The organism is Bacillus cereus group sp. BceL220 (assembly GCF_051776965.1).
GTDB classification, from domain to species: Bacteria; Bacillota; Bacilli; order Bacillales; family Bacillaceae_G; genus Bacillus_A; species Bacillus_A cereus.
The window spans coordinates 370,203-393,564 of the sequence record NZ_JBPWBC010000003.1 but is presented as its reverse complement, the minus strand read 5'-3'; the positions used below and the strand labels follow the sequence as shown (position 1 = coordinate 393,564).

Below are 23,362 nucleotides of genomic sequence, written 5' to 3'. Positions count from 1 at the left end.
CTTCACCTATCCGATCGTTTTTCGTAATGACGAAGCTGGGATATGCATTTGTTCTCTATACTTCGCCACTGTTCTTCGAGAAATAACAATTTCATGCTCTTCTTCTAATAATTTTGAAATCTTTTGATCTGAAAGTGGCTTTTTCTTATCCTCTGCCCCAATTAGCGTTTGAATAAATTGTTTTACACGTTTTGTAGAAACTGCTTCATCTTCAGTCGTCGAAACGGCATTGCTAAAGAACGATTTCATCTCAAATAAACCGTGTGGTGTTTGCACATATTTATTTCGCGTCGCACGACTAATTGTTGATTCATGCACACTTAACTCTTCCGCTACCTCTTTTAAAGCGAGAGGTCTTAAATACTCTGGACCTTTCCAGAAGAAATCACGTTGTTTTTCCATAATAATATTCATCACTTGCAGCAGCGTCTGTTTTCTCTGCTTCAAACTGCGCATAATCCACTGCACATGCTGATACTTTTCTGATACGTAAGATGCTACTTCACTTTCACTATTATTAAGAAGCGCACTATATTCAGAATGAATTTCAATTCTCGGCATATTTCTCTCATTCATTTGTAAAACGAGGCGATCGCCATCTTTTTTCACCGCCATATCAGGCACAATATAAAGTGGTTTATCTGAAGAAAACGCAAGACCTGGTTTTGGTTGTAATGACGTTATACAATTTACCGCACTCTGTAATTCCTCATTACTACATTTCAACACTTGAACGAGCTTTCGCCAATCTTTCTTCACAAAATAAGCGAAATGATCTTCTACAACCTCTTCTGCTAATCCATTCCGTCTTTGTAAGCGCTTCAATTGCAAGGTTAAACATTCCTGAATATTACGCGCCCCTACCCCTGCTGGTTCCAGTGATTGGACAAGCTCTACAGAGCGGTCGACTACATGAATATGCGCAGAAAGGAGCTCTGCTAACTCTTCATTCGTTTCTTGTAAATATCCATTTCCATCCATGTTCATAATAATGAAAGAAGCTACTTTTCGCTCTTCTTCATCTATTTTATAATACTGTATTTGATTTAATAAATGTTGCTGAATCGTTGTAGAATCCACACTGTAGATCTCCATCTGATTCTCGACTTGTTTGCTGGTACTTTTACTGTTGTTAGAGCTCTTTTTCTTCTCCCTCTCAAAACCACCTAACTCAATAAGGGGATTCTCTAACGATTGCTCATACAAAAACTCCGATAATTCTTGTACATTATACTGGAGCATTGTAATCGCTTGCCTTAACTCTTGTGTCATTGCCAAACGTAAGCTTTGTTCTTGTAAAAGACTTGCCTTCAAACTAATCTCCCCCTTGTTTCTATTGTACAATAAGTTTGGTAAAAGGAGAATGCTATCACAGACACCCATTCCAAAATATTATTAATTTATATGTATTAATGAGATTTACAACTTACAACCTAAATTTGAATAATATTGAAAGAAAATAATAAACTCAATTTTTTGTTACCACATACTAATAGTAACCCTTAATTTTATATATAACAACATTAAATTTATCTCTGTTCAATTCCAAAATAAAAAGAGCAGTTTAGGTATAGTGACACTTCACTATGCCTAACTACTCTTTTACGATTCTTAATTAAGAAAGAAACCTCTTATTTAAAGCTAAGGAACTTTGATTCCTAATTACATAGGAATCATAGAGATAATCGTTCGATTCACTAGACGCTCCTTGAATTCCTCTCATCTCTTCCACAGACAACTCAACTATTTTTTTCACGCTTCTCTCGTTATTACTATCCATCATTTTTTGTTTTCTTTTCGAAAAAAATCCCATAATTTATTCCCCCCTGCAATTAATTATTTTTTAACAATTGAATGAATTTAAGGCTCTTACCACTTCTTAATACACCTTTCGGATAGACCTTCGCTGCAAACATAGCAATTAAGCTAATGCTAGCCAGTAATACAACCATAGATGTAATAATTTCTAAACTCCCAACGGATCCATTAATAATCCTAACTACCATACTAATTGGAGCTGTAAACGGAACATATGATGTCACCCTTGATACTAGTCCTTCAGGGTTATCAAGTACTACTAATAACTCCACCACTAAGCTTCCCATCAATATAAGAGTAATCGGCATCGTTGTTCCGGATAATTCTTCTGGCCTGCTTACCATAGAACCAAACACTGCGAAAAGTGCCGCATAAACGAAGTAACCGAGAACAAAATATAACAAGAAATATGCAGCATGCTCACCTGTAATCATATTTACATCAATATTCACTCCAAAAAACGAATCCGATACCTTAAAAATTCCAGATTTAATATATAGCGCCATACTAAGGAAGAAAATAAATAACTGTGTCAAACTAGCAAGACCGACTCCTAATATCTTCCCAAAGACCATGTGAACAGGCGACACCTTCGTTACCATCACTTCCATAACACGCGACGCCTTCTCTGACGCTACCGCTGTAGCAATCGCATTTCCATACGAAGTAATTGCTAAGTACATAATCGCTACTAATAAATACACCAGTAAGAATGAGCTTGTTTCTTCGTTATTTAAGTTTTGCTTTTTCGCTTGCACGTTCATCGTCAGTGATTTCACAGCCTCTTCTGATAACTGTTGTTTAACTACCGCACTTTGAAAATACTGATTTTGTACAAATACCTGCGCACTTTGAATCAACTTAGGATTATCCACCTTCATAAAGTAATCTAATACTGGTTCAGCACCCGCACCCTCTTTTAATATAAAGAGCGCTTCGACTTTCTTATCTAACAAATCTTGCTTATATTGATTTAATTTTGTTTTATCACCTAAAGACCAATCCCATTCTGGAAGAGCTTTACTAAGATTAGATTGATCCAAAGTAACATTAGGTGCTTCGGAAATAAATACAACTTTTGTTTTTTCTTTCTCTCCAGAAAACTTTTGTACTAAAGTTGGAAAGGAGAATAAGAATATCCCTCCCCCTATTAATAACAATGTCATCCCAATAAATATTTTCGTCCTCACACGATCCCAATACGTTTGCCCTAAAACAATCCAGAAATTCCTCATTACTTATGCACCCGCCTTTTCAACAAAGATTTGATGTAAAGAAGGTTCTTTAATAGAAACATCTCGGATATATTGTTTAGTTTTAATGTCTTCAAGCAGCGAAAATGCATCCTCTCCATCATTAACTTTAATCATGAACGTACGATTAACTTTTTCAAAATTGAAATTTTTCTTCTTAAGAATAGGTTCAATATCCCCTTCCGTTTGCAACGTCATATATTTGTATTGATAACTTTTCTTAATATCTGACAAGGCACCCGATAATACAAGTTGACCATTTTTCATAATACAAATTTCCTCACAGAACGTTTCTACACTGTCCATTTGATGACTACAGAAGATAATCGTTTTTCTTTGCGCGATTAACTCGAGCACAACATTTTTTAACATCTCTGCATTTACAGGATCCAATCCACTAAATGGTTCATCTAGTATGATGAATTCCGGATTATGCAATATCGCTGAAATCAATTGAATTTTTTGTTGATTTCCCTTTGACAATTCCTCTGTTTTCTTCTTTAAATGTGGTGTCATTTCTAATTTTTCTAGCCACTGTAACGCATGCCTTTTTGCAAGATTAGCTGGCATTCCTTCTAACTTGCCGAAATACACCAATTGCTCCACTACATTCATTTTCGGGTATAATCCACGCTCTTCTGGTAAATAGCCAATAGATAGGTCTTTCTTTGAAAAAGGGCGATTATTCCATAGAATTTGACCGCTATCCGGTTTGATTAAATCTAAGATCATACGAATCGTTGTCGTCTTACCAGCACCATTTCGGCCCAGCATCCCTAAAATTCCACCTTCTTCTACACGTATATTTAAATCATTAACGGCTTTATATTCACCAAATGTTTTATTTAATCCTTGAATTTCAAATGCCATATATAACATCCCCTTTTAGCTTTTTACGAAATAAATAACCGCCATTCCTAATGCAATCCCGCCTATCATCAACAAAAACTTTTTCATCACTATTGCCTCCTTCATTTACTTGTTAAGTTGTATCTTTATCATAGACTTCTTTCTGATGCTATTGTCCGCAATCCGTACTGTATTTACCGTAAAAAAGGCGAACCACTCTTATGTGGTTCACCGCAATTTCAACAGATGACATTGATTGTATGAAAACTTCTTAAATGTTATTATAAAAATATTCAGAAATTAAACGATATACCTACAAAGAGAGGTGTCTAAACCGTTGCAGATACAACGTAACTTCGTTTTCATTTTATGTGTAACTATCCTGTATTTTTGTTTACAAGGCTATATCTTATATAAAATAAACCAACCATATAGTGGAGTTCTTATTTCTAAAACAGACTCAACTACATACACAATAGCAAAAATTAAATCCTCCGGTTGGGCTTTTCATACGGACTTAAAAGAAGGAGATATAATCTATTCGATAAATAAAGAAAAGCCTCATTTAGGAATACTTCCTGGATATCAAAACCAATCACTAAATGCATCTGAAATACAAGTTAAAAAAGACGGTATCACCCAAACTTATAAAGGAACACAACATTTTATTGATTCTCGTGACAAAATTATTTCTGTATACTTTCCCTTCCTACTCGCTTTTATTTGTCTAGGGTTATCTATTTTTCTTTATACAAAGAAGCCTTTGAACCGGGAAACATTCTTTTTGATCACGTTTCTATTCATGACTTCCTCAAGTCTTCTAATCGCAGTTGAATCTGGTAAAGGTGATTTTATCGCTCTCATTATTTTAAGTATTGTATTTCAAGGTACACCTATGTCTCTCATTTTATTGTTGAATGAATTATTCAAGAAAAAGCAACTATACGTTATTTCTATGAGATTTCTAAAAATCGATATTACAATCGGCATTATTTTACTATTACTCTCTAATTTAACGATGTTCATTCCATTTCCAATAGTTAATACCGATGGATTAGAACTAATTTACCTTTCAATAAATATTATCTTTTGTATATATTTTTTAATCCGTGCCTATATCAAATATCACAGTACAGTACATAAACCATTTTTAAAATTAATGCTCACGATTCATTCCATTGCCTTCTTTCCGTTCGTTACACTCTATGCTCTTCCAGATGCAATATTCAGAACACCGATTCTCTCAGCAGATATTGGCGCTATGTTCCTAATCGCTCTTCCAATCGGTTATTTTTATTTAGTAGCGACGAAGCAGATTTTTGATATAGAGTTTGTATTTGATCGTTTACGGTATTACGCATTTCTGTCACTAATTCCAACTCTATTAATTGCAATCATTACGAGCTGGAGCATTTATTACAAAGACAATTTTCTCTCTCGACTACTGCAAAGTTTTATTATTATTTTTCCGTTAAACATTCTATTTCTCATATTAAAAGAAAGATTAGATTTTACATTCCGTAATCACCTCTTTCGGACTAAAACAAACTTATACGTAAACATTGAACAGTTTACCGCACAGCTATCATCTATTATGAAAACAGAAGAGTTAGAGAAAAAATTCACTAATGAAATCGTTTCGATGTTGAAACCTTCTTTTATTCAATTTGTTCAATATAATATGAAAGACAACACATATACACTCTGTAACGGATATGGACAAACGAAAGATTTCACACTTTCTAAAAAGAAAAAATGGAGTATGGCAGCATTACTAATTAATGATTTATTAGAGGATGATGGATGCATTGGCATTTACTTATACTCTACTAAACATATAAAACACTACATCTGGATTGGAAGAAAAGTGAATAATATTAAATATAATACGCATGAAAAATCATGGTTCATCACTGTCACGACATACGTCCGTCTTATTTACGAAAACTTGTATACCATTAATGAAATTATTCATTCTCTAGAGCAGGAGAGTTTAGAATCCAAAACAAATTCTGCAAGCTTATCACGCCTACTCTTTCAAATTTCTGAACAAGAAAGGCGCCGACTCGCTTCAGATTTACACGACTCTGCATTACAAGATCAAATCGTATGGTACCGCAAACTAGACTCTTTACTAAAAAACAAATCCGTTCCACTAGAATTAAAAAATGAACTAAAAAAAATCCACTTCGGTATGCACGATGTAATACAACAAATTCGCGACACATGTAATGAATTGCGTCCATCACTTTTATCAGATGCTGGTTTAATTGGTGCATTAAGAGAATTGCTAGCCCAAACACAATTACGTGTGCAGTTTCATATTCAATTTGATCATGAATCAATTCAAGAACATCATTACGATTTTGACAAAATTTTATCTTTATATCGTATCATTCAAGAACTACTAACAAACGCAGATAAACATTCCGAGGCAACCATCGTATCGATTTTTTTATGGGAAGAGAATAACTGCATTTTCCTAGACTACCGAGACAACGGCAAAGGTTTTGATATAGACACTCCCTACTCTCCTAAGCAGCATATGGGGATTTCCGGTATAAAAGGAAGGCTTCAATCAATTGGTGGAGAAATACATATAGTATCCGAAGCTAAAAAAGGACTTCAAATAAACATTACAGTTCCGAGGTGGTAAATAATGATTCGAGTATTAATCGTAGATGATCATCAAATTGTAGGCGAAGGAACAAAGAGCATGATTGAATTAGAAGAAGATATGCAAGCAGAATATATTTTAAATGAACAGGAAGCACTTATAAAAAGTGACGCTACACCTTTTGACGTATACCTCTTAGATATGAATATGCCCAATTGTAGTGGTATTGAACTCGCCCAGAAAATATTACATATTCAAACAGATGCAAAAATCATTTTATATACAGGTTTTGAATACGTATCCCAATTCAATTTATTAATAAACTCTGGTATCAGCGGCATTATTAGTAAATCAGCTTCTCAGCAAGAGCTATTAATGGCAATTCGTGCAGCTGTAAACGGATATACTTTACTTCCTATTTCGTTATTACGTCAACTACGTACAGACGATATAACGACTCAACAACTTGAAAATAAAACCGCTCTTCTTACACAAAAAGAATTAGAAATCTTAGAATCCGTCTCTAAAGGAAGTAGTAATAAACAAATTGCTGATGAACTGTACATGAGTTCAAGAGCTGTAGAATACAACCTAACAAAAATCTTCAAAAAATTAAAAGTAGGATCACGCTCCGAAGCTTTAACAGAAGCAATGAGACAAGGCATTTTGAAAGTACACATATAAAATGAAACTTCCATCAGTTTGTTTTGTTTAACCCTCAAATAATGAGATAAATAAAAAAGTCCTAACCTACAAAACGTAAGTTAGGACTTTCTGACGCGCCCAGAGGGATTCGAACCCCCGGCAGACGTGGTACCGGAAACCACCCGTTTATTTTCACGTGAAATATCAGTAAAAACAAGGTATTTCCTTATATATAATATAGAAATAATCTTTTTAGACATGAACATACAACGTTATGTATGCTAATATATTTCGATTATAAACGCTTTCTTTCCTTTTTACAATAACGAGTACACGCTTCCTCGTCATTATCGTATTTTCATCTGATAGATAATTTAACAATCCGTATCTTCTACAAGTGCCATACGCACCACACGCTTTCTATTTGTCTGTATCAATCGATTTCTTGACACACAAAAAGAAACCTTTTTAAATAAAAGCCACGATTATTCCGCGACTTCTTGTAAAATATCTTCAACATCAATTCCTTTATTTTCACATAAAGCTATCATTGCAGAAATAACCGTAGGAAATTCATGTCTCTTAATAACCTTTGGATATGTAACACCTTTTTTCCCACTTCTAATAGCCCGTGTTTTTCTTGATTTTAAATTGATTCCTGGCGTCACTTTGTACCATAGATGATTTTGAAGGTCCTTCCACGCCATCTGATAATTCCCGCCATTTGCTTTGCCATACCTAGCTGTTAAGTTTTGAAGTACCTTTTCTGGAGTTTTAAAAGACACTTCCTCTTTAGCTAACACCTTGATAACCGTTTTTTGTTCCTCTAACTTCGTTTCGATTTCAGCGATATGTCGATTCTTGAACGCCATTAAGCCGGTTGCGGCTTGTGCTAACGCGTTGATATCACCAGACATAAACGCTTGCCCTACCGCCATTTGTAACGTTTGTTCTTCGTTAATGTCCGCGACTTTAACTTCTTGCGTCGTTTTCTCTTCAATGTTTAAAAGTTGGGTGCGAACTTCTTTCGCAATAGCTGAATCGCGAAGCAACATTCCAACACGTAAGATTGCACGGCGTGGGAAAACTCCGTTATTTCCGTAAGCGATCGTATCGCCGCTTTCTAGTAAGCAATGTCCTTTTCTTTTCAAAATTGTAGTATATTCCTCTAAGGAATTAACTAACTCTTTACCTTTTAATGTCTTATAGCCGTCGCCCTCAACTTCTTTTCTGTTGTCATGTACAAGACTGAGTATCGCTTGTTTAGGGACTTCGTAAAAATCGGCAACTTGTTGTGTTGTCGCCATTTCTAAATTGGGTAATAGTAATAAACCTTTCACTTTTTCCAATACGTCCACACGGTTCATGTGTGATTCTCGAACATTAGCGTCAATAATGAATGCTTCTTCGTTTTTAATAATTGTAGTCATAATAAAATTCCTCCGAAAGTGTTTTTTTGTCCTTACACTTTCTATTTGTCCGTGGCGGTCGATTTCGTGACATTTATTTTTAAATTTTACTGATAATCAAACGGGCTTCCCGCCTTCGGATGAAAAATATATTATGTATTGTTGATATGCCCTACACGGCAAACTAAGAGGGGGCGTCACCCATTGCGGGGGTCTTCGCCATTCTTCGATTCATTACACGTATATTTTGTTTGTGAAATGGCTTCTTCATGAAGGTTTGTAGATAAAGAGAAGTAAATAATGAAATTTTGAATGTTAATAATCAAATGAATCAATTCGAATAAAGAAGATATTGAAAGGTTCGAATGAAGATTCAATCCAAATAAAACATTATCAAATCAATATCAATGAATGATAAGTAGACAACTCTCATTGCTGTTCCATACACAGGACGTACGAAACATATGTAATAGTAATAGCATTCATTAGTAATCATTGTGTTGCGGGGACACTGGGATTCGCTATCCATAATGAGATACGATAACCAATGCGTCATAGCGTTGCTTACATGTTATTCGATAGTGATAGTTAAGTAATGATACATAGGTGTAGTCGTCCTGATTCCCTCCTGCCGTGTCAAATGCCATGCCGCTTGGAATGCCGGGTTACAAACGATGTACGGCGTGTTAAATAAATCACCCCATTTGAAATATACTACCCGTTCATTTTACATAGCCCCTGTTAATGCACCGCCCCTTTAATTTTAATAACAAGAAACTTGCATATTGATATTGGTTAAATGAACGAAAATAACCCATGAAAGAATTTTCAGTTTATTCATCGTGTAGCGAAGAAACTAAGGAATCCCTTCTTTGAAAACGTTGATTTAACAACAATGTATAAAATATTGCATAACGAAAAACTAACAACAAAATACCAATCCCTTGATAAAAGGGCATTTCACTATCTTTTAGTTTACATAACCAATGTTATAGGTAGTTATTTTGAATACGTCATTCAATTGTATGCAAATATGACTTGCAATAATTCCCGATTCCTTTCACAATTCCCTTCATTCCTGCCATTCGCGATTGTCTACAAATCCAGTAATGGTGCGGATTCCTCGGCTTCTTCGCACAAACATCAAATTGAAATCTGTTACGTGCTTAGTACGTTTTATGGAAATTATTTCTTTTAATTTACTTCCAAATTATGTATCATTAAATATACGGAATATTAAATTTATACAAAAGGGGTAACTATATGTTTTTACAAAAATATAAAGGTTTGATTATTGGGATAATTGGTGCTGTTATAGGGATATTATCTTTCTTTTATCTTAAAGATTTAGATTATGTGTATAGATTGGGTCTTAGATTATTTTCTATAACATTAATAACTATAGGATGGATTATTGTCGAGAATTCGAACCATTTCTATAAAAAAAAGGGAGAGAACGACATGTAAATGTCATCCTCTCTGCTACTAGTATCTATTGCTTAGATTTGTTATGAATTTCTTCCATACGCCTATTAAATTAAACCAGCTTTTTCAGCTTGTTCCAAGTGTGCTAAACGTTCTAACCTTGCTTCCTGTTGTTGCTTTTGTATGTGTGCTTCTTGGGCCGCCTGTGCTTTCGCTTCTAAGTCCGCTAGTCTCTTCATCTTTGCTTCAAGTTCCGCCGCTTGTTCCTTCTCTTCGCGACGTGACGTAGATTCGCCGTACGCTTGACTTAACATCAATGGATTAATACCTTGTACCGTTTCCCCTGCTTGCTGCTTCTTGCGTGCTTCAAGCTGTGTTACAGCTTCCATCTTTTCGGATTGTGTAAGTCCTCGATTGTACGCAACAGATAGCATTTCGTATGCCGATAATGTTCCAGTATGTGTTGTATTCATAGTTTAATTCCTCCAGTTTAATTATCGCGTATATGGCGATTTCATATAATTTATTTCGTATTGTCTGGTAGCGTAAGGTAAATTCCCTTCATACGCCGCACCAATTTCTTGCTTTGTAACGTACGGCTGATAACGACCTTCTCCGTCTGCTACTGGGAACGGATAAACGATTGTTGCCGTTACGTCTACCGGATTTTGACCAATGAATTTCATAATTTCATCGTAAGAACTCACATCTGCAAACGTATCGTCCGCTTGTTCCTTTAATGCCATGACTTTCTTTAGGTAATCCACTTTCAGTCGTTTAATCTCACTTGCAAGGCTTTCCTGTCGGTCTTTGCCAAATTTCAGAACCGCTAATCTTTCACGTAACAGGTCGTCACGCATCGACTTCAATTCAGATAGAAACGCACCATTAAGGCGATTCAATTCCGTTTCAACGGTGGCTTTCTCCGCTAGCCGTTCATTTAACGTATCTTGAAGACTTGCGTTACCCGATGCAATCTCGCTTTGTAAATAAGCTATTTCACCGTTTAATTGAATAAGACGGATATGTAGCTTATTGCGTTCCGCTGCTGTCTTTGTTACTACTTGTTCTGCTTCTGCTAATACTGTCTTTTTAAACATTTAGTTACCCCCGCAATAATTCATCAAGTTCGGCAAATAAATCGTCTGACACGCCGTCTTGTACGATATTGATTTGTTGATGTGTTTGAACCTCTGAAACGTCTTTGAGTTGTCCAGTCGCTTTAAGGTATAACTCGACCCATTTTGGTGACTTCCCCACCATCGCATTTTTAGCAAGTGTCTCCATAACCGCTTCGTTTGCATCTTCAATAAGACGTCTTCGCAATTCCTTCTCCAGTTCTACCCACTCTGGACGTTGACGCCAATAGTAAATGGTTCGGCGGTCTAGGTTCATGTCTTTAGCAATAGCCGTAACACTCTCGCCCGCCCTTTGGCGTTCAAATACTTGCGTTAAGAGTTCTAATTGTTGTGGTGTTAATTTACGTTGCTTCAATTAACAACGCCCCCTTTGTGGTCTACGAATTCGTTTATTACATAAATCTCTTCAACGGAATAACCAAGCCCCGCTAAACCTTTCCATAAACGCACATTCATTAAATCCGTAATTGGCGTAAATCCGCTTTCTACTTTCTTTAAAGACGAATGACCGACAAACATTCTCTCCGCCAGTTGAGAAGCCGTAACACCTTTGATTTTTCGTAAAATACCGATTGTAGTGTGATTCAACATAACTGGTATTTTCAGTTCTTTTTGTTCCATAACGTAACCTCCGTTTTTATATGCAAATTGATTTTCACTAATAGGAAAAAGGACAGACGCAACTCCTACATTACGTCTGCCCATTTTAGGAAGGATTTTTTACCAATAGTAATAACTCTATCGGAAATGATTGATTGGGAAGTAGTGTAAGACTTCCTCAACTAATAGGCATACTAAAGCCCCCGAATACAAGAGAAAAATGAAACTTTTTATATTATTTGTGAAAATATTTTTGGGCATAAAAAAAGAACCCCATGGATGCACCACGAGGTAAGGAGGAAATATTAATTCAGCAACAAAGAGAAGGCAACTCTTATCATTTATCTTGTAGTTTGTTGGAAATAGATAATTAATCTTTTTCTTTTAAACAAACAAGGGCGATAGCCCCAATGAGACCTTTAGGTCGAATTGTATCTTTTATCTTTAATAACGGTTTATCGTAAGATAGACACACGTATTCATTAAAGATAAAAGATTATAAGCTAAAGCTTAATGCTAAAGCATTTTGTTTTTAATAACGTTTATTTATTTTCGTTTACTTATAACGTTTAACTCTCTCTATATACAAGCCCCAACCAAAGCCGTTCTTTACAAGAAAATAAATGTTAAGTTTTTGTAAAGATTTTTTCATACGCTTTCATTGTTGTTATATCAACGTTTAAAACTATATCCAAAAATCACGTTGTTCTTGTGGGATTTTCACCTAAATTCTCCCATTCCCTCATTCCCAATACATCCTTCCATTTTATCCCTTATCAATCACAAATTATAGGACACTCCCGTTTGTGATGCCCTCCCCTATAAAACACTGATTCTATGCGGTATAAATCACATTATCAATCACACAAGAACAAAGGACAGTGTTTCATATCAGGATGAACACAATTCAGCATTCTTGAGAGATAGTTCTTATAAAGGTATCAAAATTTGAGTTATCTGGAACAAATAAACATAGACGTGTACAAATGCTAGTTTTTTTGTCTACAATGATAAGTAAGAGAGAAAAAAATCTCTTCAGCATTTACTGTTTTATGACAGAAAAATAGGGGGGAATATGTTAACGACTTTTTTGAAAAGCACTTTATTGACATGAGTTTTACAATGTTGTTTCATAGTCATTGTATTAAAAAAATCGACTGTCGTATCGAAAAGTAAAAATAAAAAATAAAGATTTTATACATATATCTTGGGTCTGTTTTTGAAACGTAATATAATAGGGGAAGACATCAAGAAGTAACAACATAAAACCCTCTATTACAGATGCATAAATTTATATGGATGTTTTCATATAATTGAGAAATTGTTCTTTTTTTCTCTAGGTAATTTACGCTACAATAATAGAGTAAAGAAAAAAGCCTTTCGTATTGGCGTACGAAAAGCTTTTTAGAAAGTAGGTGAGTGTATGCATTTACCAACAGTAATGGCTTTGTGTGCAATTTTTACTGTCGTACTAGGCATTGTTAATTTAAAGAAATAATCCTAGTAAGTCGCATCAACTCATGTGGAAAATATTTTTTATTAAAAGCATCTCAGTGTTCGCTGCACTTGAGGTGCTTTTTTATACACTAATCTAAAATATTACCTAAGTAATATCCGAAAACCGATAGAAATAATCAGACGAACCTACCTATGTTACTTAGAAAACAAGCGTTCGTCAACAGTGAATCAAAATCGATTTCGCATCTTCATTATACATATAAAGTTGAGTATTTTTCAATATTTCAACTCAAAGTTTACAAACGCAAACATTAATCCGGCTAGGGATTGTTGTCTTCCCTAGTCTAACCAAACTCCCTAATTTGAATCACCGAGAGACGCATTCTGACACAATTATCTTTTGATTTACGTATCATTACATTGCTAATCATCTTCTAACGCACTATCGTTTGTTGTCCCTACGGGCTTTCCTCCCCCAACGATTAACAAACCCACCATCATTTTATTTTTAATTCTTAATATTATTTATAACCTGATTCTATGATATACTCATAATAAGTAAGGGAATCTCTCTCCCTTCTATGTTCTTATCTTAATTTATCTATTCACTTTTGGCGTTTAGTATTGAATACTAAACGTCCTTTTTTCGTCCTCCACCTATATAGTTCTTACTCTACGTTTGGCATAAGTCCCGTTCTTCTCTATCGCCGTTGGTGGTAGTTGCTTATATATTCCACTATCCGTGGTTAGTTTTGTTTAATCTCTTGACTTTAAGGTCTTACGGTTTTTATCATGCCGAAGCGAAGTTAGGCAAACGGCTGCTGACGGCAGACTTATCCCCTATGCTGAAAGACTACAAAAAGTAATCTAACAGAATAGGAGAGATAAGCGTCTATGTTTTGCCATGCCTTGCTTTGTCAGTATTCCGTACGCATTTAGACCCTATTCACTTAACAGCTTTCACCGTACACGCCCTTTGCCTAAGGCTTGTCCTCTACACAAAGCCACCCCTGTGCGACAAGCTGAACGTGTTCCCAAGCACCGCAATGCTAATGGCTACCACCCGAACCTTTAAAGGTAGTTCTCACCTACCCGCAACGAATGAATAGGAATCCATTGCGGGTTGCCCCCTTTGTAAGAGTATGACTTGTACTCTCTGCACGAACGTGGGCTATCCAATCAGTTTTTATTTACGTGGTTTCAGGCAATTCCACGTTCGGAATCACCGTACACCAACGCTTCTAATTATCTAAAAAAGACAATAGGAAACTACACCCCTTGCTACCCATTTTTAAAAAATGGTATAATACAAGTGCTAGGTATGCGAAATATCCGCTATTTAGTTTTAAAACGTAATTTTCAATTTCGAGTCATCCATTGCCGTGGGTGACTTTTTCCTTTGTGCTAAACCTCTAAATCATCGTTATCACTAGCCTTCATATACTGTTCAACTACGTGGGTATCCGAATAACTTAGGTATACTTGTGTGGTCGATAAATCACTGTGACCTAAAATAAGACTCAACGTTCTTATGTCTCCACCATTCTTTAAAAAGTTAACTGCAAACGTGTGGCGTAAACTATGTGGTGAACATCTACATTCTTTTGTTAAACTTGCTTCTTTCCCATAGTAGTTCATTCTTTTTCGTATATGGTCAGGATTCAAAGGGTCACCAAACGAGTTAACGAATACAGATGTTCCTAGTCCTTCAAAATACTCTCCTGTTTCTGTTACTAGTTGGGCTAATTCATTTTGAACTTTTTTAGACATTGGAATTACTCGACTCTTTCGGTTCTTGTTTTTCCTACCCGGTAATAAAATAACCCCGTTATCAAAATCAACGTCGTCGATTTCTAAGGCATTAATTTCGTTAATACGTAAACCACATTTAAGCATTACTAACATGGCTACATAATCCCTATATCCTGCATAAGAGGTCTTATCGACCATCGCAAATAGACGTTTTATTTGATTGTCGGTCAAAGTATAAATCTTTTGTTCATCGACTTTTAATTTTCTAACACCCATCACGGGATTGTTTTCGATAACCGTTTCTTTTTCTAAACGATTAAAAATCGCCCTAATAGCAGACAATCGAATATTAACCGTTACAGGCGATAACTTTCTAATTTTCAATAAATGATTCACATATTTCCTTATATCTTCTTTCGTAACTTCGGTAATAAGTTGACGATTAATAACATTAATGAACTCCGACCAAAACATTCTATAATCGCTTATAGTACGTTCTCTGTATCCTTCTGACACATAAATATCCATAACACGTTCTAACGCCCTATTAACCGTAATAGAAGGCTTAAAAAGAACGGTATCTGTATCGATGTCACGACGCTTTCCAATCGCACGTCTTTTAACTCTTTTCATAACGAAAAAACCCCCTGTACACGATTATTTCTAATCACATACAAGGGGTTTCCCTAATCTTACTACTATTTTTTCTACGTGTTATTAACGTTATTGAGTGACACTTACTTAATATCATAAACCTTTCCGTTTTAGACTAGAACGTGTCATCATTACGTATAATACATGACGTTTATCCAAAAGGTTTCGCAAAGGAATATAGATACAGTAAGGCTTTCACGGTATTTGACGCGCCCAGAGGGATTCGAACCCCCGGCAGACGTGGTACCGGAAACCACCGCTCTATCCGACTGAGCTATGGGCGCATGATTATAGAAAACACTTCATTTTCTTCTCATAATAATAGCAATAAAATCCATCTAAATCAATAAAAATATCCCCGTAATACCTTATGCATCTTAGCTAAAAGCATATAAAATCTATTCCACCCCTAAATTTTCCAATCATAAATTCACCCCAACTCACAAATTATAATCTTTGAATTGATATTCCAAAGGGGGCTTCATTCAATGACTGTAATTACAAAATTAAAGCAAACTGTTTCTGGATTAAAAAGTGCACAAGCTAGCTTAGAGGGATTCGCTCTTGATACGGATAACCAACAAGCTAAGCAACTTTTCCAAACAGCTGCGCAGCAAACACAAACGATTATCGATTCTTTAAACCCACGCGTTGAAGAAGTCCAACAAGAAGAACCACAATACTCACAGCAATAACGAATCAGTCTTGCTGTGAAATAGAAAAAGGATGATATGCAGTCATCCTTTTTCTATCACATTACATATTGCAATAGAAATGGAATGATAATTATGCGAAAACTCGGCCTCATAACCGCATTATTTGCACTTCTATTTAGCTCTTTTACCGGATGTGATAATAGTCCTTTAGATAAAAAAGTGAAAGAAGAAGCAAAACGAACGGAGAAAGAAAAAGGTCCAAAGTTAACAAAGACGAGTACGGAATCCTTTAATCAATCTATATCACAAGGAGCGAAGAAAAGAGCTCTCGCTATGGATGAAATTATAAAAAGCACAGCAGTGAATTCAAATTTAGATCTCTACATAGCAGTTACACCTGAGCATCACGAAAGGTTTGGATTAAAACCTCTTCGTAAAAAGCTTCAAAAGCAGCTAAGTGATGAGCATCCTACTTTCGATGTTCGTGTCAGTACAGATAAAAAAATCTTTATGTTACTCGAAAAACTCGAAAGAAAAATTAAGGAAAAAGAAGTATCTAAAGATGAAATTAATAAACAATTAAAATTCATTGGTAAAAAAATGGAGTCTAACACTTAACGCTTTTTAAAAGAAAAGGAAGGATTGCAATGTCTAGTAAAGATAAAAACTTAACCCCTGTACAACAGGAGTATAAAAAATTCGAACAAGAACGCGAACCGAAACGACCTGTCTTAAAAAATTGTATAAAAGCCTTTTTCGTCGGTGGTTTTATTTGCTTCATCGGACAACTCATTTCTACTTTTTACATCACATATTTTGATTTCACTGAACGCTCAGCAGGAAATCCGACAGTCGCAACTCTTATTTTCATTTCTATGTTACTAACTGGATTTGGTATATACGATCGTTTTGGACAGTTTGCTGGTGCTGGTACAGCTGTACCTGTTACTGGATTTGGTAACTCTGTTATTGCCGCATGTATTGAGCATCGAACGGAAGGATTTGTCCTTGGCGTTGGCGGCAATATGTTTAAACTAGCTGGTTCTGTTATTTTATTTGGTGTATTTTCCGCTTTCGTCATCGCACTTATTAAAACGATTCTCGTTCAATGGGGAGGGCTATAAATGTTACAAGGACACCGAACGTGGGTATTTGAAAACAAACCAGTCATTATCTCAACAGGGGTTGTCGGTGGACCATTTGAAGCAAAGGGGAACATCCCAGAAGACTTCGATATCCTTCATGAAGATTTATGGCTCGGACAAGATTCCTATGAAAAAGCACATAAAATTTTATTCGAAGAAGCTTGTAGTCGTGCTACTGAAAAAGCAGAACTTCGTAAAGATGATATTCAATTTGTACTTGCAGGAGATTTAATCAATCAAATTACTCCAACAAGCTTTGCTTGCCGGACACTTGGCACTCCTTATCTCGGATTATTCGGGGCTTGTTCTACTTCTATGGAAGGTTTAGCACTTGGGGCAAGTATCGTAAATGCAAAAGGCGCAAAATATTTATTAACTGGTGCATCCAGTCATAATACAGCTGTAGAAAAACAATTCCGCTATCCTACCGAATACGGCGGACAAAAGCCACCTACTGCACAGTGGACAGTAACCGGAGCAGGAGCCGCCATTTTAAGCGATACTGGACATGGTCCAAGAGTAACCTCTGCAACGATTGGGCGAGTTATTGATATGGGATTAACAGACCCTTTTAATATGGGGGGCGCGATGGCTCCAGCTGCAGTTGATACAATCGAAGCCCATTTACGCGAACGACAAATCGATGCCTCTTACTATGACCTAATCGTGACTGGTGATCTTGGCCATGTCGGTCGCGAAATTGCTTACGATTTACTACATAAGCATGGAACCAAAGTAACGAGCGAACAGTTTCAAGATTGCGGAATTATCATTTATAGAGAAGGACAACCTGTCATAGCTGGTGCTAGCGGGCCTGGATGTTCCGCAACAGTCGTATACGGTCATTTATTAAACCGAATGAAAAGAGGAGAGTTCAAAAAAATACTTGTCGTTGCGACAGGCGCTTTACTATCTCCACTTACATTCCAACAAGAAGAAACGATTCCGTGTATCGCTCACGCCGTTTCGATTGAATTTGGAGGTGCAACGCAATGATTTTTTTCTGGGCTTTCGTCATCGGCGGACTCATATGTGTAATCGGCCAACTTATGTTTGATGTCGGCAAACTAACACCAGCTCATACAATGGCAACACTCGTCGTTGCCGGAGCTATATTAGATGGATTCAATTTGTATGAACCATTAATTGATTTCGCTGGAGCTGGGGCAACCGTACCTATTACAAGCTTCGGTAATGCCCTCGTTCATGGCGCAATGGAAGAAGCTGCAAAACATGGCATCGTTGGCGTTATTACCGGCATGTTTAAAGTAACGAGCGCCGGTGTATCAGCAGCTATTATTTTCGGCTTCATTGGAGCATTGTTATTCAAACCGAAAGGATAAGAGGTGTTTATATGACTGTTATTGCTAGCGTAAAAACTTGCCTCGCTAGTGTAAGGGGAGCTCAAGCAAGCTTAAGTTCCCTTTCGCTAAACTCTACAGACGATGAAGCAAAACGCGTATTTCATGAATGTATGTTAGAAATGGACAGCATCATCGCTGATTTACAGGATAGGGTTTCATTATTAGAACGTGAAGAACCTCAATATAAAGGGTTTTAAGTAGACTGGAGGAAATGACTATGTCTCACCTGCCGGAATGGACACTTGTTATCCTTCGCTCTGTATTCATATTAATCATTTTATTCACTATTACAAAGTGCTTAGGAAAAAGGCAAATCTCTCAGCTTTCCTTTTTTGAATACATAGCAGGAATGACAATTGGCGATATCGCCGCTCAGATAGCTACAGGGCTTGATCAAAAGTTTTTCCACGGTGTCTTTGCCATACTTATTTTCGCCTCAGTACCCTTCTTTGTCGGAATTCTCTCCCTAAAAAACAAAACGGCTAGAGATTTTTTTGAAGGGAAGTCTACAGTGTTAATAAAAGATGGCAAAGTACTTGAGGATAATTTAAAGAAAGAGAAATATACAAGTGATGAGTTACTTGAACTTCTTAGAGGAAATGGTGCATTCAGTATAGCTGAAGTCGAATTTGCTGTCTTAGAACCGAGTGGAGAATTAAATGTATTATTAAAGAAAGATTCTCAGCCACTTACAGCAAAAGATCTCGGTTTAAAAGTGCCAAATGAAAAAGAACCGCAAACTGTTATTATGGATGGAAATGTACTAGATGAACCTCTTTCAGCAAGCGGACATAACCGCGCTTGGCTACATTCAGAATTAGAAAAACTCGGTGTTGTTATTGAAAATGTCTTTCTCGGTCAAGTGGATTCATACGGACAACTTACTATCGACATTTACAATGACAAACTCCAAATGCCTTCTCCTCAAAACAAACCTTTATTATTAGCATCTTTAAAAAAATGTCATGCTGATCTTGAACTATTTTCCCTAGAAACAAAGTCGAAATCAGCAAGCGAAATGTATAGTAAAAACGCGAAACAAATCGAAAAGATTTTAAATAAAGTAACCTATCTTTTAAAAGACTAATTATCGAAAGAACGCTTCAGTTAAAAGGCGTTCTTTTCTTTTTCCTCCAGTTTTCGTAACGTTTAAATTTATGTAATTCGGTTATGATGTTGAAGATACATAAGCAGGGAATTTCGAAAACATAGCGAATATTTCATGGTACAACTACATATTTTTTTGATTTAAAGTGGTTTCGTTTGACCTTTATTGACCATAATTGTATTATAAGACTAAGAAAGCTTTATAAGGAGGAAATAACAGATGAATTTAATTCCTACAGTAATTGAACAAACAAATCGTGGAGAACGCGCTTACGATATTTACTCTCGACTACTAAAAGACCGCATCATTATGCTTGGTAGTGCAATTGATGACAACGTAGCTAACTCAATCGTTTCCCAGCTTTTATTCTTGGAATCTCAAGATCCAGAAAAAGATATTCACATCTACATCAACAGCCCTGGTGGTTCTATCACAGCGGGTATGGCAATCTATGATACAATGCAGTTTATTAAACCACAAGTATCAACAATCTGTATCGGTATGGCTGCATCTATGGGTGCATTCTTACTTGCAGCAGGTGAAAAAGGAAAACGTTATGCACTTCCAAACAGTGAAGTAATGATTCACCAACCACTTGGTGGAGCACAAGGTCAAGCGACTGAAATCGAAATCGCTGCAAAACGTATCCTATTCTTACGTGAAAAACTAAACCAAATTCTTGCTGACCGCACTGGTCAACCACTTGAAGTACTACAACGCGACACAGACCGCGACAACTTCATGACAGCTGAAAAAGCTTTAGAATACGGTTTAATCGATAAGATCTTTACAAATCGTTAATACTTAAAAGCGAAAGCGGCTCGTTTAGAATCGCAGGGCGATGGAGCCCCTGATTCCGAGGCGCTTTTTGCCTCGAATGAAGGGGCGAAACAACCGGAGATTCTAGCCGCTGGAGCTAGATATAACTAAAAGTGGAAGCGCCCTATAATTGGGCGCTTCTTTTATATATTGTTCCCCGCTCACATACCCCATCCAGTATCCCTCTAAATATATCAACGATTTTTCAATTATATCGAACAAAACTCAAATTATATCAACGATTTTTTTAATATATCAACGGTTCGACACAACATATCGATTTACCGACAATCTCCGACAAGGACAAACCAGCTAAATACCCCTCCCCGCTAATCCGCACAAACAACAAAACAAAAAAACTATCGCATATACGCGATAGCTCTTTATTGTACATATGCAGCTAATGCTTCTAAAGCCTCTTCTGCATCTGAACCTTCTGTTGTAATTGTTATCATGCTTCCAGTTCCAATTGCTAAGCTCATAATCCCCATTATGCTCTTTGCATTTACTGTCTTTCCATCTTTCTCAATGAAGATATCTGCATGAAAGCGATTTGCCTCTTGTACAAACAACGCAGCCGGACGTGCTTGTAAACCGTTTTTTAATGAAACCTGAACTCGTTTTTGAACCACAGCTCCATTTCCCCTTTACCCTCTTATTTTTTTGCTACCGTTTCCCCCGCGCGTAATTTCTCTGCAATTTCATCGATTTTACGCAAACGATGATTAATACCCGATTTACTAATTTTCCCCCCGGATACCATCTCACCTAACTCTTTCAATGTTACATCTTGATAATCTCTTCGTAGTTGCGCAATCTCTTGTAGTTTATCTGGCAATATATCAAGACCAACCGTCTCATCAATATAGCGGATATTTTCAATCTGCCTTAGCGCTGCACCAATTGTTTTATTTAAATTAGCTGTTTCGCAGTTCACTAAACGATTTACGGAATTACGCATATCACGTACGATTCGAATATCTTCAAACCTTAAAAGTGCATTATGAGCACCAATAATATTTAAAAATTCCGTAATTTTCTCCGCTTCTTTCAAATACGTAATGTACCCTTTTCTTCTTTCCAACGTCTTACTATTTAAATCAAATCCGTTCATCAGTTCACATATAGCATCATTATGTTCCTTATATAACGAAAAGATCTCTAAATGATAAGATGATGTTTCTGGGTTATTTACTGAACCACCTGCTAAAAATGCACCGCGTAAATACGATCGTTTACAACACTTCTTCTCAATCAATTCTTGTGATATATTTCGAATAAATGAAAAGTCATCTCGAACGATATGAAGATCGGCTAATATTTCGCGAGACTTTTCAACAAGCCTTACGATATATACATTATTTTTCTTCAATCGCATTTTTTTACGAACAAGTAATTCTACCGTCACGTCATATCCTTTTTTCAAAAGCGTATAAATCCTTCTTGCAATTGCCGCATTTTCCGTTTGAATATCGATAGATAAGCGACGGTTTGAAAAAGAAAGCGATCCGTTCATTCGAAGTAACGCCGATAATTCTGCTTTCTCACAGCATTCTTTCACTTCAAGATTCGTCAACTCTTTCTTTGTTTCTGATGCAAATGACACAGTCAACACCTCCTTATACGATTATTATGGAACAAAATTCTTGTCCTATATGAATGAGGAGCGCCACCTCAAACGAGGCAACGCACATTTATAACAATGAATATAAAATCGAAGCTAACTTTAACGTATCATGCCTTACAACACGATCATCATACTTCGCTAATCCCTCTTGAATAACATCAATATTATTTTCAGCAAAACGTTCTTCATCCACTACAACTGGTGTAGACATTTCTTCCTCATATAACTTACGTAATTCACAAGGAATCTCACGGTTATTTACAATTGCAGTATTAATAAATGGTTGCCCTAAATGATCGTGTAACGCCTGCACATGATCAAAAGCAGTATATCCCATCGTTTCACCCGCTTGTGTCATAACGTTACATACATATACCTTCTTCGCCTTTGCGGCAAGAACAGCGTCCCCAATTTTGTTAACAACTAAGTTGGGTAATATACTCGTATACAAACTTCCTGGGCCGAAAACAAGTAAATCAGCTCGTTTAATCTCAGCCAACGTTTCATGCAATGGCTCTACATCTTCTGGAGTTAAAAAGACACGATTAATCTTCTTTCCGTAATAAGGAATCTTTGATTCACCTGTTACAATTTCCCCATCTTCAAGTTCCGCATGAAGTACCGCACTTTGATTCGCTGCTGGTAATACACGTCCTCTGACATTTAATACTTTACTTGTTTCCGTAATTGCATGGAAAAAGTCTCCTGTAATCGAGGTCATACCTGCCAACAATAGATTTCCTAACGCATGACCTTTCAGTCCGTCTCCTGTTGTGAAACGGTGCTGAAATAAAGCTTCCACCAGTGGCTCTACATCCGATAACGCAACAAGTACGTTACGGATGTCACCTGGAGGTGGAATTTCTAGCTCATCACGTAATCGACCCGAACTGCCACCATCATCAGCGATTGTAACAACTGCTGTAATATCAACAGGATATTGCTTTAATCCTCTTAATAAAACAGAGAGTCCTGTTCCGCCTCCCATGATGACAATTTTAGGCTTTCTCTCTTTTTTCATCCC

The 23,362-nt window shown here is 36.4% G+C and carries 24 protein-coding genes and 1 tRNA gene; 11 read left to right on the top strand and 14 right to left on the bottom strand.

The features are described 5' to 3' along the window. Positions 1-6: 6 nt before the first annotated feature. The 4 genes from rpoN to ACS2FK_RS10975 form a co-directional block, all read right to left on the bottom strand. Complete coding sequence (rpoN, locus tag ACS2FK_RS10990; RefSeq protein ID WP_000647953.1) at positions 7-1,314, bottom strand: RNA polymerase factor sigma-54; 1,308 nt, start codon at positions 1,312-1,314, stop codon at positions 7-9. 301 nt (positions 1,315-1,615) lie between these two features. Beyond that, a complete protein-coding gene (locus ACS2FK_RS10985; protein WP_000505575.1) occupies positions 1,616-1,813 on the bottom strand; it encodes a hypothetical protein in 198 nt (65 codons plus the stop codon). 19 nt (positions 1,814-1,832) lie between these two features. Continuing rightward, positions 1,833-3,053: an ABC transporter permease gene (locus tag ACS2FK_RS10980; protein ID WP_063549003.1), complete on the bottom strand. Its 1,221-nt coding sequence runs from the start codon at positions 3,051-3,053 to the stop codon at positions 1,833-1,835. A gap of 3 nt (positions 3,054-3,056) precedes the next feature. After that, positions 3,057-3,941: an ABC transporter ATP-binding protein gene (locus ACS2FK_RS10975; protein ID WP_000863493.1), complete on the bottom strand. Its 885-nt coding sequence runs from the start codon at positions 3,939-3,941 to the stop codon at positions 3,057-3,059. Positions 3,942-4,257: 316 nt separating this feature from the next. Between ACS2FK_RS10975 and ACS2FK_RS10970 the strand changes: the two genes are divergently transcribed. Both ACS2FK_RS10970 and ACS2FK_RS10965 read left to right on the top strand, forming a co-directional pair. After that, positions 4,258-6,576, top strand: coding sequence for a sensor histidine kinase (locus ACS2FK_RS10970; RefSeq protein WP_063549005.1), 2,319 nt, complete (start codon positions 4,258-4,260; stop codon positions 6,574-6,576). A 3-nt stretch (positions 6,577-6,579) separates the two neighbouring features. Beyond that, positions 6,580-7,221, top strand: a complete 642-nt coding sequence (locus ACS2FK_RS10965) for a response regulator (RefSeq protein ID WP_000621765.1) — start codon at positions 6,580-6,582, stop codon at positions 7,219-7,221. Between the two features lie 446 nt (positions 7,222-7,667). Here the strand turns inward: ACS2FK_RS10965 and ACS2FK_RS10960 are convergent, their stop codons facing one another. Continuing rightward, complete coding sequence (locus ACS2FK_RS10960) at positions 7,668-8,612, bottom strand: hypothetical protein (RefSeq protein WP_063549007.1); 945 nt, start codon at positions 8,610-8,612, stop codon at positions 7,668-7,670. A gap of 1,242 nt (positions 8,613-9,854) precedes the next feature. Between ACS2FK_RS10960 and ACS2FK_RS10955 the strand changes: the two genes are divergently transcribed. Further along, positions 9,855-10,058: a hypothetical protein gene (locus ACS2FK_RS10955; protein WP_063549009.1), complete on the top strand. Its 204-nt coding sequence runs from the start codon at positions 9,855-9,857 to the stop codon at positions 10,056-10,058. Between the two features lie 65 nt (positions 10,059-10,123). On the opposite strand, the gene ACS2FK_RS10950 is transcribed toward ACS2FK_RS10955, so the two are convergent. From ACS2FK_RS10950 to ACS2FK_RS10925, 6 genes are all read right to left on the bottom strand, one after another. After that, positions 10,124-10,489, bottom strand: a complete 366-nt coding sequence (locus ACS2FK_RS10950; RefSeq protein ID WP_063549011.1) for a hypothetical protein — start codon at positions 10,487-10,489, stop codon at positions 10,124-10,126. 21 nt (positions 10,490-10,510) lie between these two features. Beyond that, positions 10,511-11,116, bottom strand: coding sequence for a hypothetical protein (locus ACS2FK_RS10945; RefSeq protein WP_063549013.1), 606 nt, complete (start codon positions 11,114-11,116; stop codon positions 10,511-10,513). 4 nt (positions 11,117-11,120) lie between these two features. Then, positions 11,121-11,510: a phBC6A51 family helix-turn-helix protein gene (locus ACS2FK_RS10940; RefSeq protein ID WP_063549015.1), complete on the bottom strand. Its 390-nt coding sequence runs from the start codon at positions 11,508-11,510 to the stop codon at positions 11,121-11,123. After that, positions 11,507-11,776, bottom strand: a complete 270-nt coding sequence (locus ACS2FK_RS10935; protein WP_063549017.1) for a helix-turn-helix domain-containing protein — start codon at positions 11,774-11,776, stop codon at positions 11,507-11,509. The genes ACS2FK_RS10940 and ACS2FK_RS10935 overlap by 4 nt, the downstream gene beginning before the upstream one ends. Positions 11,777-14,617: 2,841 nt before the next feature. Then, positions 14,618-15,598 (bottom strand): tyrosine-type recombinase/integrase, encoded by a 981-nt coding sequence (locus tag ACS2FK_RS10930; protein ID WP_063549019.1) that lies wholly within the window; start codon positions 15,596-15,598, stop codon positions 14,618-14,620. Between the two features lie 229 nt (positions 15,599-15,827). Then, positions 15,828-15,903, bottom strand: a tRNA-Arg gene (locus tag ACS2FK_RS10925). Positions 15,904-16,107: 204 nt separating this feature from the next. Between ACS2FK_RS10925 and ACS2FK_RS10920 the strand changes: the two genes are divergently transcribed. From ACS2FK_RS10920 to clpP, 8 genes are all read left to right on the top strand, one after another. Next, positions 16,108-16,314 carry a DUF1657 domain-containing protein gene (locus ACS2FK_RS10920; protein ID WP_000216166.1) on the top strand — a complete coding sequence of 69 codons (207 nt, stop codon included), beginning with the start codon at positions 16,108-16,110 and terminating at the stop codon, positions 16,312-16,314. Between the two features lie 93 nt (positions 16,315-16,407). Continuing rightward, positions 16,408-16,893: a YhcN/YlaJ family sporulation lipoprotein gene (locus ACS2FK_RS10915; RefSeq protein ID WP_001228545.1), complete on the top strand. Its 486-nt coding sequence runs from the start codon at positions 16,408-16,410 to the stop codon at positions 16,891-16,893. 29 nt (positions 16,894-16,922) lie between these two features. Then, positions 16,923-17,399: a stage V sporulation protein AC gene (gene spoVAC / locus ACS2FK_RS10910; protein ID WP_000095399.1), complete on the top strand. Its 477-nt coding sequence runs from the start codon at positions 16,923-16,925 to the stop codon at positions 17,397-17,399. After that, entirely contained in the window at positions 17,400-18,416 is a 1,017-nt protein-coding gene (gene spoVAD / locus ACS2FK_RS10905) for a stage V sporulation protein AD (RefSeq protein ID WP_000938970.1), read from the top strand. It abuts the gene before it with no gap. After that, positions 18,413-18,763 carry a stage V sporulation protein AE gene (spoVAE, locus tag ACS2FK_RS10900; protein WP_000575919.1) on the top strand — a complete coding sequence of 117 codons (351 nt, stop codon included), beginning with the start codon at positions 18,413-18,415 and terminating at the stop codon, positions 18,761-18,763. The genes spoVAD and spoVAE overlap by 4 nt, the downstream gene beginning before the upstream one ends. 11 nt (positions 18,764-18,774) lie before the next feature. Next, on the top strand, positions 18,775-18,981 hold the full coding sequence (locus ACS2FK_RS10895; protein WP_000215913.1) for a DUF1657 domain-containing protein: 207 nt from the start codon (positions 18,775-18,777) through the stop codon (positions 18,979-18,981). A 20-nt stretch (positions 18,982-19,001) separates the two neighbouring features. Further along, positions 19,002-19,871: a DUF421 domain-containing protein gene (locus ACS2FK_RS10890; protein WP_063549021.1), complete on the top strand. Its 870-nt coding sequence runs from the start codon at positions 19,002-19,004 to the stop codon at positions 19,869-19,871. A 240-nt stretch (positions 19,872-20,111) separates the two neighbouring features. Then, positions 20,112-20,693, top strand: coding sequence for an ATP-dependent Clp endopeptidase proteolytic subunit ClpP (clpP, locus tag ACS2FK_RS10885; protein ID WP_001049162.1), 582 nt, complete (start codon positions 20,112-20,114; stop codon positions 20,691-20,693). A 401-nt stretch (positions 20,694-21,094) separates the two neighbouring features. Here the strand turns inward: clpP and ACS2FK_RS10880 are convergent, their stop codons facing one another. The 3 genes from ACS2FK_RS10880 to ACS2FK_RS10870 form a co-directional block, all read right to left on the bottom strand. Continuing rightward, positions 21,095-21,343, bottom strand: a complete 249-nt coding sequence (locus tag ACS2FK_RS10880) for an HPr family phosphocarrier protein (RefSeq protein WP_000250307.1) — start codon at positions 21,341-21,343, stop codon at positions 21,095-21,097. Between the two features lie 23 nt (positions 21,344-21,366). After that, positions 21,367-22,317, bottom strand: a complete 951-nt coding sequence (whiA, locus tag ACS2FK_RS10875; RefSeq protein WP_000006566.1) for a DNA-binding protein WhiA — start codon at positions 22,315-22,317, stop codon at positions 21,367-21,369. Positions 22,318-22,405: 88 nt separating this feature from the next. Beyond that, entirely contained in the window at positions 22,406-23,359 is a 954-nt protein-coding gene (locus tag ACS2FK_RS10870) for a gluconeogenesis factor YvcK family protein (RefSeq protein ID WP_000712187.1), read from the bottom strand. Positions 23,360-23,362: the final 3 nt, after the last annotated feature.

Coding starts and splice junctions, on each gene's coding strand:
- ACS2FK_RS10960 (WP_063549007.1), bottom strand. CDS start 8,612: ATGACTACAATTATTAAAAACGAAGAAGCATTCATTATTGACGCTAAT.
- ACS2FK_RS10950 (WP_063549011.1), bottom strand. CDS start 10,489: ATGAATACAACACATACTGGAACATTATCGGCATACGAAATGCTATCT.
- ACS2FK_RS10935 (WP_063549017.1), bottom strand. CDS start 11,776: ATGGAACAAAAAGAACTGAAAATACCAGTTATGTTGAATCACACTACA.
- ACS2FK_RS10975 (WP_000863493.1), bottom strand. CDS start 3,941: ATGGCATTTGAAATTCAAGGATTAAATAAAACATTTGGTGAATATAAA.
- ACS2FK_RS10945 (WP_063549013.1), bottom strand. CDS start 11,116: ATGTTTAAAAAGACAGTATTAGCAGAAGCAGAACAAGTAGTAACAAAG.
- ACS2FK_RS10915 (WP_001228545.1), top strand. CDS start 16,408: ATGCGAAAACTCGGCCTCATAACCGCATTATTTGCACTTCTATTTAGC.
- ACS2FK_RS10920 (WP_000216166.1), top strand. CDS start 16,108: ATGACTGTAATTACAAAATTAAAGCAAACTGTTTCTGGATTAAAAAGT.
- spoVAE (WP_000575919.1), top strand. CDS start 18,413: ATGATTTTTTTCTGGGCTTTCGTCATCGGCGGACTCATATGTGTAATC.
- ACS2FK_RS10930 (WP_063549019.1), bottom strand. CDS start 15,598: ATGAAAAGAGTTAAAAGACGTGCGATTGGAAAGCGTCGTGACATCGAT.
- spoVAC (WP_000095399.1), top strand. CDS start 16,923: ATGTCTAGTAAAGATAAAAACTTAACCCCTGTACAACAGGAGTATAAA.
- ACS2FK_RS10870 (WP_000712187.1), bottom strand. CDS start 23,359: ATGAAAAAAGAGAGAAAGCCTAAAATTGTCATCATGGGAGGCGGAACA.
- spoVAD (WP_000938970.1), top strand. CDS start 17,400: ATGTTACAAGGACACCGAACGTGGGTATTTGAAAACAAACCAGTCATT.
- clpP (WP_001049162.1), top strand. CDS start 20,112: ATGAATTTAATTCCTACAGTAATTGAACAAACAAATCGTGGAGAACGC.
- ACS2FK_RS10890 (WP_063549021.1), top strand. CDS start 19,002: ATGTCTCACCTGCCGGAATGGACACTTGTTATCCTTCGCTCTGTATTC.
- ACS2FK_RS10965 (WP_000621765.1), top strand. CDS start 6,580: ATGATTCGAGTATTAATCGTAGATGATCATCAAATTGTAGGCGAAGGA.
- ACS2FK_RS10985 (WP_000505575.1), bottom strand. CDS start 1,813: ATGGGATTTTTTTCGAAAAGAAAACAAAAAATGATGGATAGTAATAAC.
- ACS2FK_RS10955 (WP_063549009.1), top strand. CDS start 9,855: ATGTTTTTACAAAAATATAAAGGTTTGATTATTGGGATAATTGGTGCT.
- ACS2FK_RS10980 (WP_063549003.1), bottom strand. CDS start 3,053: ATGAGGAATTTCTGGATTGTTTTAGGGCAAACGTATTGGGATCGTGTG.
- ACS2FK_RS10895 (WP_000215913.1), top strand. CDS start 18,775: ATGACTGTTATTGCTAGCGTAAAAACTTGCCTCGCTAGTGTAAGGGGA.